Origin of the sequence: Bacillus sp. FSL K6-0993 (assembly GCF_037977205.1) — a bacterium.
GTDB classification, from domain to species: Bacteria; Bacillota; Bacilli; order Bacillales; family Bacillaceae; genus Bacillus; species Bacillus subtilis.
Map to the genome: position 1 here is coordinate 651489 of NZ_CP150275.1, position 13937 is coordinate 665425.

Consider the following 13937-nt stretch of genomic DNA (forward strand, 5'->3'; position numbering starts at 1 on the left):
TAAATACCAAATGAACGAGGTTATGCACAAAGAAATGACCATTGTTCTTTTAGTGAGAAATAAAATCGCTTCCATTGAGACTGACATGCTAAGAAGAAGGGAAGGTTATGAGGTTATTGGATAAAAACATGAACAACTATTTTCTGAAGCCTGCTTACGAAATGTGGGGAAGGCATCAGCCCTGGAATAAGTTTTTGACATACGCATTATGAAAAAGACTGGGGGAAACAGTATGAATAAACAAGGCAATCAAATGTCATTTTTACGTACAATTATTTTAGTCTCGACTTTCGGCGGGCTTCTTTTTGGCTATGATACCGGTGTGCTCAATGGAGCTTTGCCGTATATGGGAGAGCCGGATCAGCTTAATCTCAATGCCTTCACAGAGGGCCTTGTCACCAGTTCACTTCTTTTTGGAGCCGCGCTAGGTGCTGTGTTTGGCGGCAGGATGTCTGATTTTAACGGCCGCCGCAAAAATATTTTGTTCCTCGCTGTTATATTTTTTATTTCAACGATCGGGTGTACGTTTGCACCAAATGTTACGGTCATGATTATTTCTCGTTTTGTGCTTGGTATTGCGGTAGGGGGTGCATCCGTAACGGTGCCTGCCTATTTAGCAGAGATGTCTCCTGTGGAAAGCAGGGGACGGATGGTGACGCAGAACGAATTGATGATTGTATCAGGACAGCTTTTGGCCTTTGTTTTTAATGCGATCCTTGGAACAACAATGGGAGACAACTCCCATGTGTGGAGATTTATGCTGGTCATTGCGTCACTTCCAGCCTTGTTCCTGTTTTTCGGCATGATCAGAATGCCCGAGAGTCCCCGCTGGCTTGTTTCTAAAGGAAGAAAAGAAGATGCTTTACGTGTATTGAAAAAAATCAGGGATGAAAAACGGGCAGCAGCTGAGCTGCAAGAAATTGAATTCGCTTTCAAAAAAGAAGATCAGCTTGAAAAAGCGACGTTTAAAGATCTTTCGGTCCCATGGGTGCGCCGTATTGTGTTTATTGGATTAGGGATTGCGATTGTACAGCAAATTACAGGTGTGAATTCGATTATGTATTATGGGACTGAAATTCTAAGAAATTCCGGTTTCCAAACGGAAGCCGCTTTAATCGGAAATATTGCGAATGGCGTGATTTCGGTATTGGCAACATTCGTCGGAATCTGGCTGCTGGGAAGAGTGGGGCGCCGGCCGATGCTGATGACAGGCTTGATCGGTACGACAACAGCGTTATTGCTAATCGGGATATTCTCACTTGTACTTGAAGGATCACCGGCACTTCCATATGTAGTCCTGTCATTAACGGTCACGTTTCTTGCTTTTCAGCAGGGCGCCATTTCACCAGTGACTTGGCTGATGCTTTCTGAAATTTTCCCGCTTCGCCTTCGCGGACTGGGAATGGGTGTTACGGTATTCTGTCTGTGGATGGTGAATTTTGCAGTCAGTTTCACGTTTCCGATATTGCTGGCAGCCATTGGGCTGTCCACAACGTTCTTTATCTTCGTTGGATTAGGAATTTGCTCTGTCCTGTTTGTGAAGAGGTTTTTGCCGGAAACGAAAGGACTTTCGCTTGAGCAGCTGGAGGAAAACTTCCGCGCTTATGATCACGGCGGGGCGAAGAAGGATTCTGGGGCTGAAGTGATTGGATAATTAAAAAAAGAATCCGCACCCGAGTGCGGATTCTTTTTGGTTTCAAATTAGTTAGGTCTGACAAGGATTTTGACTTGGTTTTTCTCTTTAATAAGAGCCCCGAAGCCTTCCTCGATCAAATCATCTAGCACGATTTTTTTCGTTACGAGTTTGTCGGCTGAGAAATAGCCTTCTTTCATTAATGACAGTACAGCCGGGAAGATGTCGCGGTATCCGATAATCCCTTTTACTGAACGTTCTTTGATCACGATATCGTTCGGATGGATTTCAGCACCTTTTTCCCAAATGCTGACAATGACGGTTTCACCGGCAATTGTAGTGGACTGGATGGCTTGTCGTAACACCACTGGGACACCAGTGACTTCGAATGCTACGTCAACACCGCCTCCTGTACGTTCTGCAATCTCAGCGACTACATCGTCTGTTTTAGACGGATCAACGATGATCGCGCCAAGCTCCTCAGCTTTTTGCTGGCGTTCAGGAGAAAGCTCAACAGCGTAAATATCGGTTGCACCGGCAGCCTTCAGCGCTTCAATGACAAGAAGTCCGATCGGGCCGCAGCCGAATACAGCCGCTTTGTCGCCTGCTTTGAGTTTGCTTGAGCGGACAGCGTATAGAGCAACTGCAGAAGGTTCAACGAGCGCGCCTTGTTCATATGATAATTCATCAGGAAGTTTGAACAAAAGCTCTTCATCTACAGAGACGTATTCAGAGAAACCGCCGCCTCCGCCGGCTAAGCCGAGGAATCCCATTTGTTCATCAAGGTTGTAGGCGCCTTGGTGGCCGTGTGTAGCAAAAATCGGCTCGACTACGACGCGGTCTCCAACTTTATAATTTTCAACGCCTTCTCCGACTTCGACAACTTCACCGGAGAATTCATGCCCCATTGTGACAGGTGCCGTTTCATTTGTTAATGGGTGCGGTTTGTCAACCGGAATAAAGATCGGGCCGCCTAGATATTCGTGTAAATCACTTCCGCAGATGCCGCACCATTTGACTTTGATCTTTACTTTTCCCGGCTCCGTTTTTGGCTCTTCGATATGTTCAATACGGATATCCTTTTGGTTATGCCATCTTGCTGCCTTCATGGATTACCACTCCTATAACTTTTGATGTGAGTAATTCCGCACCGGTCAATATGAACTGTTCACAAAATCGCCATTTTTAAAACCAAAAAAGAAATGAAATTTTTATATAATATAATCTACGTTTTTTTGAAAAAAGAAACTTTGAAGAAAAAAGGGTCTCGCACACTCTTTTTTCTTTATATGAGAGTATCAATCGTTTACATAGCTATGAATTTGGTTTGAACAATACGGTAATGGTTCGTTCATATTGAATGCGACAACTACTCTATCAATAATTATAACGCTAATACCGCTATTATAATAGGATAATCTTCCATGGTTTAATTTAGCAGAGGTAACTTTTTTGACTTTGTAACATTACTGTAAGGATATTGAAATAAAAAATAGCTGGTTGATCGTGTATAATCTTCCTAGATGTTAACAAACAGGGGGACGAAATGTTGAAGAAAGTCATTTTAGCCGCTTTTATCTTAGTAGGAAGTACTTTGGGAGCTTTTAGTTTTTCATCAGATGCCAGTGCGAAACATGTGAACGGAAATATTACTTGGTATAATGGAGTCGGGAAAAAAGGCTCTTCAGGTAAGAAACTTGGACATTGGGATTGTGCGACCAAAATCGGATTTGATGTTCCTAGAAACGGGACAAAAATCAGAGCTTATGCAAAAGCGAAGCCTAAAAAGGTGATTACGGTTTATAAAAATGATGTTGGCAGAATGCCTAATGCAGTGCTGGATGTTAGCCCTAAAGCGTTTAAAGCGCTTGGATATCCATTAAGCAAAGGTAAAGTAGCGGGGCATTACAGCTATTAATGTACATATATAATCTGGAAAGCAAGAAGTCACATTCTTGCTTTTTCTATTGGTGGAGATAAAAGATGAAAAAAAGAATCATATTATTGTTAGCAGTGATAATAGCGGCAGCTGCCGCGGGGGTTGCGTTTTATGTTACAAAGGATAAAGGCCATGAAAAGGCTGCTGATGTTTCAGTCAATACCGAAAGCGGTGATGAGCTGCTGGTTTCAATTACAGATACGAAACTGCTGACAAAGTATTATGAAAATGACAAGGTGATCCATGAGGAGAAGCTGACCAGCTATCCGGCATTTGCCTTGGATCAAAAACAGCAGGTGCTCTATTATACGGGCAATAATGAACAGAATGAAATGAGGCTTTTTAAACTGGATCTAAAGTCTAATAAAAAGACGATGCTTTATAAAGGCGCGGAGAGTGCGGACAGTTTGTTTTTATCAAAGGACCGTTCAACCATCTATTTCCGCTTAGGAAAAGCGGACGAAAGCAATTTTCGGATCGCCGCTTTTGATCTAAAAACGAAAAAGTACAAAAATCTTTATCCTGCCGCTAATGATCAAGATGACACCGTCAGCAGCTTCTTTTATAACCAAAAAAACGATTCATTTGCATTGCTTCATTATTCTGTAGAAGAAGACTACAAGAAAACAGATGAAGCAAACGAAAAGGGCATCGACCCTGAACCGACAACGATTCATTTTGCGGAAGGCCGCCAAAATAAATTTAATGAGCTGAAAAGCCTGAACCAATTTATCAGCGATATTGCTGTTTCTGATGATGATAAACGTATTTTATTCACATCATATACGCAGAAAGGAACGGAGCAAACCGCTTCTATTCAAATGCTCAATGCGGATACGAAAAAATATGAAAGTATCATCTCAAATCAAAAATCATTTAAGCTGTTAATTGACGCACAGCCTCAGTTCTCTAAGGATGGGAAGAACATTTATTTTCTTGCCGAAGCCAAGGGGGCTAAAAAGCTGAAGGACGAAACAGGTCGTGAAGCTAAGGTGCGGACGATTTATTCCTATAGCCTTGAAAATAAGACCTTCAAAAAAGTATGGGAAAATCCGAACGGCATCATCAACAGCTTTTCGGTGATTAACTAATAAAAACCACTCGGCTTGAGCTGAGTGGCTTTTTTAATGGATGAGGTGCAGGGCTAATGATCCGAGCCATTTAAAGATATGAATCAGAGGTACCGACAAAAACAGAAGTTCAACATACGAGTTCATTGCAACATTCAGCTTTTTGAACGCAGCTCTTTTTTTCAAGTCTTTTTGCTGCTGGTTTGAGATCACGTTATCACTCCTCTTTTATCCATATTATACCATTAAACAGACAAAAAGCCCTAAACGTTTACAGTTTTGGGCTTCTTTCTTCGTATTTGGCCTCTTGCAATGAGAGGCTTTTATTCTGAAATATAGAATTTTGTCTCCGTTCGGGGTTTGTTTGCTTGAAGGAGACTGCATTTGTTATAGGGAAGAACTAGCTTGTTTTCGTTTGGCTGTTGTTTTGGAGATTCACTAATGAACGGATGCCGTCGACCATTTTACTTCCGCACAAAGGGCACAATGGCGTATCACTGCTGGCGAAGTTTTTTCGGGTCCAGCCATTACAGTCTTCTTTTGTGCATTCCCAAGTACTCACATCTTCTTTTGGCAGCGGTTCTTGATTTCGTTTGTTATAGTAAGACATAAAGTCACTTCTTCCCTCATGTATTTTACTGCACATTTCTTATTGTCTCATACTTTTCCCTAATCTCCTAATTCCTTTTTCTTTATGACTTTCCAATAACCCCATCTAAAAAGGAGAGGAGTGTGCTGTTAAAAGCATCTGGCTCTTCTAAAAACGGGCAATGGCTGCTTTTAGAAAAGGTAACGAGTGTCGCGTTTGGAATATTGCTGCGCAAGTGTTCTCCAGCTGCTGTAGAGAAAAATTTCTTGTCTTCCCCGAAGCACAACAATGTCGGCACATTGATGTTTTGGAGGGTGCCCCGGTAATCAGCGGCCGTTTGGTTAAATAAAATCGTGCTAGAAATGGCAGCCGGCTGTTTGAGGATTTCTGCCAGCATCCATTCTGTTTCGGTCTCGGCAGGCGGTTCTGCGAACATATTCTGGATGAAGCTTCCGTAGAAAGGCAGCGGGTCAGTTTGAATGGCGTGCATCGCTGTTTTTAAGCCGTCAAAATCAAATGGACCGTGTTCCCAGCCCTCCCATTGATAGTCGGAAGCGGATTGATCGATGATCACAGCGGCTTGAATGTTATTATCATTCCCAAACTGATTGAGATAATCCCATACGACAAAAGCGCCCATTGACCAGCCGGCAAGAACGACATGGTCAAGCTCCATTGCATTTAGAAATTCCCTTATGTCACGGGCATATTGGGAAATGGTGTGCCCATGAAGCACTTTGTCAGATTCGCCGTGTCCTCTAAGATCAAGACGAATACATTGATAATTGGCAGAAAGCGCCGAAAATTGTTTGTGGAAAAATTGTCCGCTCATCAGCACCCCATGTATAAACAGGATCGGCGTCCCGTTCCCGTGTGTTTCATAGTAAAGGCGTGTCTGATCTTCTAATGTGATGTATGGCATGTTTCTCCTCCTTTAGTTTCCATCATGAGTATGGCTGGCTGCTGTTGAGCTGATGATGGCAGCTGTCGCGGCTGCCTGCTGCGCTTGAATGGCTGTTTCGATAGCGGTGTATAGTCCTGATTCCATCAGCAGATTTTTCTCCATATGCTCACTGAGATAGAGGCTGACAGCAATTTTAAAATTCATTTCCTTTTGCCATTTAAAAGCTTTTTCCTGGTTTAATTCGTCAGTGATGCACAAAACGGTTTTGATATCTGGCTCCTCCAGAAAGGTGAGGAGAGCAAGGTCTGGATAATGATAATCCTTTGGTTTTTTGACAGATTCAGTGATCGATTGATATATCTGTTTGCAAGCGGAAACAAGCATTTCGGGCTCTTTTTCACTTTGCAAGGCCAGAATATGACTGACCTGATGTAAGTACTGTCCTTTTTTAAAGCCGTTGGCTGCCAGCAGCTGATAGCATGTTTCCGCCTTCTGTAGCGCCTGCAAACCTTCTCCGTTTTCTCCAAGCAATACGGCAAGCGGAACATTCTGAGTTGAAGTGAGGAAATAATGATTTTTTTTCATCTGCTGATAAACAGCTAGCCCCATGTTCATCTGTTCTTTTTGGTTTGTCGTTTCAGATTTTCCGGTGAGCAAGATCAGAGCGGAAAGGTATGTGAACATATCCCGCTTATATCCTAGCTTCACCATTTCATTGTATACATCGATAAAAGTATGAAATGTTTGTTTTGCCTCATGCTGAAAATGAATGTCCAGAATAGATGCAACAGTAAAGCGGTGGTGTGAATTGAGTGTTGAGAAGCTGCCGATGTTTGATTTGATATAGCTGCTCAAATCATAAAAGCGCTGAAAATCAAACTCTCTTTTATTCACAATATATGCAGAAGAAATGAGCATTAATATCTGGTCTTGTGAAACTTTCCATTTTAATTTTGATTTTAATTCAGCATAAATGGAAATGTATTGCTTTATTTTTTCATGTAGGTCGTGTGTCAGCATAAAAAGCAGCTCCTTTTTGCTGTTTTTACGTAATACGATAAATAGGGCCGAAGGTTTCATAAAGAAAAAACTTGCCTGCTAGAGGCAAGTTTGTCGGGTTATTTATAGGGATCTGTTATATCCATCGGTCTCATCATGTCATAGTCTTCATGCTCTAGAATATGGCAATGCCATACGTATCGTCCGCTGTATGGACCGAATGTCGCCGCGATTCTCAGGACTTCACCTGCATGCGCTTGAATGGTGTCTTTCCAGCCCTTTTCACTTGGCGGCGGCGGGACAGCCGGACCGGTATAGGACAATTCCCCGCTTTCTTGATAACGGGCGATATCAAACGGCCGCCGGTCTAATACACGGAAGGAGACGAGATGCAGGTGAATCGGATGTGTTCCGCGTGTCGGGTTGATAATGGACCATATTTCAGTTGTGCCGACTTTTGGTGCTTCTGTGACGGGATCGTGCCAGCGTTTGTTATTAAGCAGAAGGACGGGTCTGCCATATTCGTCCTGGGTGCCTGCCAGTTTTAACGTTCTGATGTTTTGTATTCTTTCATGCTGTACCGAAGGGTATGAGGCGAGGTACTTCGGCTTTCTGCTTTCGTCTTTTTGTGCCAATGGTTTTGTGACTCTGAATTGCATGATATTCGCATCTGTTTCAGGATTGACGTCACCGCCGCAGCCCGCGCTGTTTGCCAAAATGATCGATTCTCCTTCATATGCTGTGAAGTCAATGATGATATCATAACGTTCAGCAGGCGCAAGGCTGAAAGAATTCAGTTTAACAGATCGCGGCAGGAGCCCTCCATCTGAACCAATCTGAATAAACTCTCCGCCATTATCGAGTGACAGGTTATAGGTTCTTGTATTGGAGGCGTTGATGACACGGAATCGGTATTTCCTTGGCTCGACTTCCAAGTATGGCCATACCTTCCCGTTGACGAGTATGGTTTCTCCGCAAAAAGCCGGAACGATTGAAGGATTAGGCAGTGACGGAGAAGGGTTTTCCGGTGCGCTCGGATAAAACAAAGAACCATCCTCATTGATCGTGCGGTCTGTGATAAGAAGCGGCACATCGTATTCGTCTGAAGGCAGTTTTAAGCGTTTTTCCTTTGGATCATGAATGATATAAGCACCGACAAGTCCGGCATAGACATTTAGCCTGGTGAGCGCCATGGCGTGATCGTGATACCACAATATAGCCCCGCGCTGCTGGTTTGGATAATGATAAACCTCTCTTTTGAAATAAGGTCCTGTTTGTTCAAAGTCTTTGGAAAACCAAGCCTCCGGATACCCGTCACTATCATCTGGCGTGACGCCGCCGTGTAAATGAACAACAGTCTTTACCTCGGGCTCTTCATGCTGGCTGTCACTGTGATGAATGGTGTGATCAATCGGAAGGAAATGCGTGGAAGGAAGATTGTTCATCCATTTTACATATACGTCTTCATTTCTTTTAACCTCAATGGTCGGCCCCGGAAATAAGCCGTTGTAGCCCCACAGGCGGGTTGGAGGGAGATCGCGATGGAGCTGATGAGTGCATTCCTCCATGGTGACTTCGTAGTATGTTTTTTCTTTTGATTGCTGTACTGGCTTTAGTGTATCTGGGATTGGGAGAGCATCCACAAATTTTTCAAGTGTCATTTTCATCTGTCCTTATCTAAATTTTCCAAATTGGTACTATAGTTAATGACAATAAGGACGTGATGGTTACAAAAAATCTTCGTGCTGCAGCCCGCCCGAAGAAGAAAATAACTAAATCCTAAACGGCAGGCCGTTTAGGATTTGATCAGCATTAAGGCAGGATATCGGGCTGCTGCTGTGTAACTGGGTTGGCAGCCGCTTTCTCGCTCACCTTGCGTTTTCTGAACACAAGGTAAGAAATCAGAACGATTCCCGTGATGACGCCTGTCAGCAGCAGCTCGTCTCTCATGGAATCAATAAACGCCATGGATACTAAAATTCCGCAAATGGCGATGATGGTCAAGTAGGTTAGGAAAGGGAAGAGCCACATTTTGATCTTCAATGCTTCTGGGTTTGTTTTTTCGAGTTTTTTCCGCATTTTCAGCTGGGAAACAGCGATGACAAGATAGACGAGTAAAGCGATTGCGCCTGATGAGTTGACTAAGAATAAAAAGACGGTATCCGGTGAAAAATAGTTCATTACGACCGCGATATAAGAGAAAAATGTCCCGGCCACAATGGCTTGTACGGGAACGCCTTTTTTGCTCAATTTCATAAAACGGCGCGGCGCTTCGTTTCTTTCTGCAAGAGAATACAGCATTCTGGATGTGGTATACAAACCTGAATTCAGGCAAGAGAGTACGGCTGTGAGGACGATAAAGTTCATAATCTGTGCGGCTGCGGGCACTCCTATATGCTCAAGTACAGCGACGAAAGGGCTTTCTAAAATATTTGCTGAATTCCATGGCAACAGCGCCACGACAATGGCGATTGAGCCCACGTAAAAGACGATGATGCGCCATACAACGGATCTGGTGGCTTTTGTCACAGATTCGATCGGGTTGGATGTTTCCCCTGCTGCAATGGCAACGATTTCAGTTCCCATAAAAGAGAAGATGACAACGACAATGCCGAGCAATACGGAGCTGATGCCTTCCGGGAAAAATCCGCCTTTGCCTGTAAGATTCGATAAACCGACTGGCTCACTGCCCGGTGCAAAGCCAAAAATAAAGGCAAAACCAACGATTAGAAAAGCAATGATAGTCACAACTTTAATGAGGGAGAACCAATATTCAAACTCACCGAAAGACTTAACGGAGTAGACGTTTGTCAGGGTGAGCACAATGGTCAAGATCAAACTTGTCAGCCACAGCGGAATATCATGGAACCAGTATTGAATAATGCCAGCACCGGCAATGGCTTCGATCGCGATGACGATCACCCAGAAAAACCAGTACAGCCAGCCGATTGTAAATCCTGCCCACGGTCCGATGGCGTCGTGAGCGTATTGAGAAAACGATCCGCTCGTCGGGTTTACGGCAGACATCTCACCGAGCATTCTCATAATAAAAATCACCAATATTCCGGCTAATGCGTAAGAAACAACGGCACCCGGACCGGTCGAGTGAATCACTGAACCGCTGCCTACAAATAGGCCGGCTCCGATTACACCGGCAATCGAAATCATTGTCATATGGCGGGTCTTTAATTCCTTTTTTAATCCTGATTGAGACTGGTTCATAAGTTACCTCCTTTTAAAATGCAATCATTACTGAATATTATGATAATTGAAACTCTATCATAAATATACAGTTTGTCGAAAATTCGTGTAAGAAAATATACCAGCTTATTTCAAATTTGTAGTGTTTTGTTTACGCTTTCAGCGAATGTGTGGAAAAAGTGTTTCGTTTTTTATTCGCTGTATGATTTTGTGTACTATTTACAATTCCATAGAATGCGAGAAGCGCTGGTGTCATTGGATCTGATGGGCTTTTTGGCGGAGCAAATAAATTGGATGAGTGAAAAAGAGTTCCATCGTCACTATTTTTCTGTGGCGGGTGAATCATGTTTCTGTAGACCCACTGCGGTTCAGCTTTGTAAGATAATAATAGCCAAATGTGAGCGGGGAGGAGGTTTTGTATGGAGAGATATGATGAACTGAAAAAGGGAGAATCCGGAGCGCTGGTCAGCATTGCCGCGTATCTTGTTCTTTCCGCAATTAAACTGATCATCGGTTATCTTTTTCACTCGGAAGCACTTACGGCAGACGGGTTAAATAACACAACTGACATTATTGCTTCTGTTGCTGTGCTGATTGGCCTGCGCATCTCTCAAAAGCCTCCTGACGAAGATCATCCATACGGCCACTTTCGAGCGGAAACGATTGCATCGCTTATCGCATCGTTTATTATGATGGTTGTCGGACTGCAAGTGCTGTTCAGCGCCGGAGAATCTATTTTTTCTGCTAAACAAGAGACGCCGGATATGATTGCGGCTTGGACGGCAGCGGGCGGGGCAGTCCTGATGCTGATTGTTTATCGGTACAATAAAAGGCTGGCCAAAAAGGTGAAGAGCCAGGCGCTCCTTGCTGCGGCTGCTGATAATAAATCAGACGCATTCGTCAGTATCGGCACATTTATCGGCATTGTGGCTGCTCAATTCCATCTTGCTTGGATTGATACGGTCACTGCGTTTGTGATCGGTCTGCTTATTTGCAAGACCGCATGGGATATTTTTAAAGAGTCATCTCACTCTTTGACAGATGGATTCGACATAAAGGACATTTCTGCTTATAAACAGACAATCGAAAAAATCTCCGGTGTGAGCCGTTTAAAAGACATAAAAGCAAGATACTTGGGCAGTACGGTTCATGTTGATGTGGTGGTTGAGGTATCGGCAGATTTAAATATTACGGAAAGCCACGATATAGCCAATGAAATCGAGCGGAGAATGAAGGAGGAGCATGCGATTGATTATTCGCATGTTCATATGGAGCCTTTAGAACACAAATAATTGAGCTTCCTGCCACAGGAAGCTTTTTTGTGTGTTTTGGCCAGCTTTATTGGAAACAATTTGCTAGAATCGTTTTTTTATACAGATTGCTTTTTGTGGTAAAGTTAGGTTACATTATGATGAATTTTGTAGATGACTAGGAGGAAAAGAATGGCATATCAAGAAGACCTGCATCCTTTGCTGGGGAAAGCAGTTGAACATATTAATAGAGTAATGGTTGGAAAACGAGACATCGCCATACTCAGCTTAGCAGCCCTTCTTGCCAAAGGGCATGTACTGCTTGAGGATGTACCCGGAGTCGGAAAAACGATGATGGTCCGTGCGCTGGCAAAGTCAATCGGCGCTGATTTCAAAAGAATCCAATTCACTCCGGATTTGCTGCCATCTGATGTAACAGGGGTATCTATCTATAATGCGAAAACGATGGAATTTGAATATCGTCCCGGCCCGATTATGGGAAATATCGTGCTGGCCGATGAAATCAACCGTACCTCTCCGAAGACACAGTCGGCTTTGCTCGAAGCGATGGAAGAGGGAAGCGTCACGGTAGATGGCCATACGATGCAGCTTGCCGCTCCGTTTTTTGTGATGGCAACGCAAAACCCGGTCGAATATGAAGGAACCTATCCTTTGCCTGAAGCTCAGCTTGACCGTTTTTTATTCAAACTTCGGATGGGTTATCCGTCCTTTAATGAAGAGCTTGACGTCTTATCTCTTCAGGAAAAAAGCCATCCGATTGAGACGCTTGAGCCGGTTATTGCAAAAGAAGACTTCATCCGTTTACAGCGGGAAGTGCAAAATGTCCGTGCTGATGACAGCATTAAGGAATATATCGTTGAAATCGTGCAGAAAACGAGACAGCATCCTTCTGTTCAATTAGGCGTCAGTCCGCGCGGCTCAATCGCCCTCATGAAAGCGGCACAGGCATACGCGCTGCTGCATCATCGCGACTATGTCATCCCGGATGATATTCAATATTTAGCTCCTTTCACGCTGCCGCACCGGATGATGCTTCATCCTGAGGCAAAATTTGAAGGGATTCAGGCAGAAGCGATCGTAAGGGAGATCATGTCAGCTGTGAAGGTGCCGATTCAAAGGTCGTCGGTCCGCTGATGAATAAGAAATGGCAATGGCTCGTTTATGGTTGGAAGCTGATTATATTAACTTTATTGACGGCTGCTGTTTTTTCTTATGCGATGTTTCAGGGCGGCTTTGTCAGCTGGTTTTTGTTTTACGCGTTTCTCCCTTTTGTCTTGTATGCCGGGCTGTTGGCCTTGTATCCGCTCCGTTCTTTTCAGGCTTCAAGGCAAATGGATAAAACACAATTGCATGCGGGGGACAGGCTGGGCGTAACGGTTACGCTGAGAAGAAAGCTGCCGTTTCCGCTGATGTATATGGTAATTGAAGATTGCCTGCCAGAAGGAATTGAGTCCTTCAACCGAGACGGAGCCGCGGCCAAACGGCTCGTTTTTCCTTGGTTTAAACGGAGCATGACGATGTCGTATGAATTAGCTCGGGTACCGCGCGGAGAGCATCACTTTCATTCTGTCAGGGTGCGAATCGGGGATGTTCTTGGCTTGATTGAAAAAACAGCATTTTTTGAGCTGGATGATACCCTGTTTGTTTATCCATTCTTTCAGCGTTTTTCCTATCAGGTGAATGAGAGGCATCAGGAAGAGGGTGTAAGCGGTTCTTCTCCTATTCATCAGCACCATTCCTCAGTCGCAGCAAGTGTGCGGAATTATCAGCCGGGAGACCGGTTTGCTGCGTTAGATTGGAAGACTTCTGCACGGCGGAGCCAGCTGATGACGAAGGAATTTGAGCCTTCTCGCAGCAAAAATCTATTTCTGCTGATGGACCGTTTTTCCTCAGAAGCATTCGAAGAGGTCGTTTCAGTGACAGCTTCGATTCTTCATTCTGTTTTAAAAAACGGCGCGGGCGCTGGCTTGGCTTCCATCGGGAAGGAAAAAAACATTTTCCCTATTCAGGAAGGGGATCAGCATTTTAAGTATATGCTTCGGCATTTAGCCATCGCTCATTGTGATGCGGCAGACCCGATAAGCCGACATGCACGGGAAGAGCTGGGAAAGCCATCTGTTCGCCAAGCTGATCAAGTTGTTGTCACGGGACAGTTAACGGAAGATATGCTGCACCTCGCAGAAATAGGAGGCGGCCGGGTTACGGTGATACTGGCAAAAGAGAAAGATGCTGAGCTCTCTCAAGCTGAAAATGTCATGATTGAACGCATGATGAAACGCCAAATCAGAGTTCGGGTCATGAGGGGCGGGCGAGTTTCGCGTGTTGTTTAGA

The 13937-nt window shown here is 44.1% G+C and carries 13 protein-coding genes and 1 pseudogene; 6 read left to right on the forward strand and 8 right to left on the reverse strand.

The features are described 5' to 3' along the window. The first annotated feature begins 232 nt into the window (after positions 1–232). Complete coding sequence (iolT, locus tag MHH79_RS03430; protein ID WP_021481323.1) at positions 233–1654, forward strand: myo-inositol transporter IolT; 1422 nt, start codon at positions 233–235, stop codon at positions 1652–1654. 47 nt (positions 1655–1701) lie between these two features. Here iolT and bdhA read toward each other — a convergent pair whose 3' ends face one another. Further along, a complete protein-coding gene (gene bdhA, locus MHH79_RS03435; protein WP_029946299.1) occupies positions 1702–2742 on the reverse strand; it encodes a (R,R)-butanediol dehydrogenase in 1041 nt (346 codons plus the stop codon). A gap of 437 nt (positions 2743–3179) precedes the next feature. Here bdhA and walM point away from each other — a divergent pair, with 437 nt between their 5' ends. Together walM and MHH79_RS03445 are read left to right on the forward strand one after the other, a co-directional pair. Then, complete coding sequence (walM, locus tag MHH79_RS03440) at positions 3180–3551, forward strand: cell wall metabolism protein WalM (RefSeq protein WP_003234013.1); 372 nt, start codon at positions 3180–3182, stop codon at positions 3549–3551. Positions 3552–3616: 65 nt separating this feature from the next. Further along, a complete protein-coding gene (locus MHH79_RS03445) occupies positions 3617–4663 on the forward strand; it encodes a PD40 domain-containing protein (protein WP_063335604.1) in 1047 nt (348 codons plus the stop codon). 33 nt (positions 4664–4696) lie between these two features. Here the strand turns inward: MHH79_RS03445 and MHH79_RS03450 are convergent, their stop codons facing one another. The 7 genes and pseudogenes from MHH79_RS03450 to MHH79_RS03480 all read right to left on the reverse strand — a co-directional run bounded on the left by MHH79_RS03450 (position 4697) and on the right by MHH79_RS03480 (position 10681). Continuing rightward, positions 4697–4855 (reverse strand): hypothetical protein, encoded by a 159-nt coding sequence (locus MHH79_RS03450; protein WP_003243985.1) that lies wholly within the window; start codon positions 4853–4855, stop codon positions 4697–4699. 187 nt (positions 4856–5042) lie between these two features. After that, positions 5043–5252 (reverse strand): cold-shock protein, encoded by a 210-nt coding sequence (locus MHH79_RS03455; protein WP_003234008.1) that lies wholly within the window; start codon positions 5250–5252, stop codon positions 5043–5045. Positions 5253–5334: 82 nt separating this feature from the next. Further along, the gene (locus MHH79_RS03460) at positions 5335–6153 is read right to left on the reverse strand and encodes an alpha/beta hydrolase (RefSeq protein ID WP_047182193.1); all 819 of its coding nucleotides are present in this window, start codon (positions 6151–6153) and stop codon (positions 5335–5337) included. A gap of 12 nt (positions 6154–6165) precedes the next feature. Next, positions 6166–7155: a DUF4003 domain-containing protein gene (locus MHH79_RS03465; protein ID WP_041518202.1), complete on the reverse strand. Its 990-nt coding sequence runs from the start codon at positions 7153–7155 to the stop codon at positions 6166–6168. Positions 7156–7253: 98 nt separating this feature from the next. Then, positions 7254–8795, reverse strand: coding sequence for an outer spore coat copper-dependent laccase CotA (gene cotA / locus MHH79_RS03470; protein WP_100506729.1), 1542 nt, complete (start codon positions 8793–8795; stop codon positions 7254–7256). A 151-nt stretch (positions 8796–8946) separates the two neighbouring features. Beyond that, on the reverse strand, positions 8947–10356 hold the full coding sequence (gene gabP, locus MHH79_RS03475) for a GABA permease (protein ID WP_251218263.1): 1410 nt from the start codon (positions 10354–10356) through the stop codon (positions 8947–8949). 37 nt (positions 10357–10393) lie between these two features. After that, a pseudogene (locus MHH79_RS03480) lies at positions 10394–10681 on the reverse strand (hypothetical protein). Positions 10682–10754: 73 nt separating this feature from the next. On the opposite strand from MHH79_RS03480, the gene mneS reads away from it, so the two are divergent. The 3 genes from mneS to MHH79_RS03495 all read left to right on the forward strand — a co-directional run bounded on the left by mneS (position 10755) and on the right by MHH79_RS03495 (position 13936). After that, entirely contained in the window at positions 10755–11627 is an 873-nt protein-coding gene (mneS, locus tag MHH79_RS03485) for a manganese transporter MneS (RefSeq protein ID WP_015382984.1), read from the forward strand. Positions 11628–11777: 150 nt separating this feature from the next. Next, the gene (locus MHH79_RS03490; protein ID WP_251218264.1) at positions 11778–12740 is read left to right on the forward strand and encodes a MoxR family ATPase; all 963 of its coding nucleotides are present in this window, start codon (positions 11778–11780) and stop codon (positions 12738–12740) included. Continuing rightward, complete coding sequence (locus tag MHH79_RS03495) at positions 12740–13936, forward strand: DUF58 domain-containing protein (RefSeq protein WP_251247840.1); 1197 nt, start codon at positions 12740–12742, stop codon at positions 13934–13936. Before MHH79_RS03490 ends, MHH79_RS03495 begins: the two co-directional genes overlap by 1 nt. Position 13937: the final 1 nt, after the last annotated feature.